This window comes from Dellaglioa sp. CoH-56-MRSF-12 (assembly GCF_056782075.1).
In genome coordinates this window covers 1-241 of sequence record NZ_JBXAYD010000158.1, presented here as the reverse complement: position 1 = coordinate 241, position 241 = coordinate 1, and the positions used below count along the sequence as shown (strand labels likewise).

Annotated in this window: 1 protein-coding gene; it reads left to right on the top strand. The window is 69.7% G+C overall.

Annotated features, from left to right (window positions below):
• On the top strand, positions 1-241 hold a 241-nt coding region (locus AC1RPY_RS08145), incomplete at both ends, for a hypothetical protein (RefSeq protein ID WP_481763179.1).

The following is a 241-nucleotide window of genomic DNA, read 5'->3' as shown; positions in this document are numbered from 1 at the left end:
CAACTTCTTCGTCATCGACCGGATCGTCAACGCGTCGCTGGACGTGCTGATCGTCGCCATCCTCAACATCGCGTACGTCATCGTCGGCACCCGCACGTTCCGCGGCTCGGGCGAGAATCGTGAGGACCCGCGGCCCTGGTGGCGGGCGACCGGCCGCCCGGCCGCCGGCTTCTGGCTCGGCGGGATCCTCGCGGTCCTGGCGTTCATCTCCTGCGTCGGCGCGCTCGCCAGCAAACCGGAG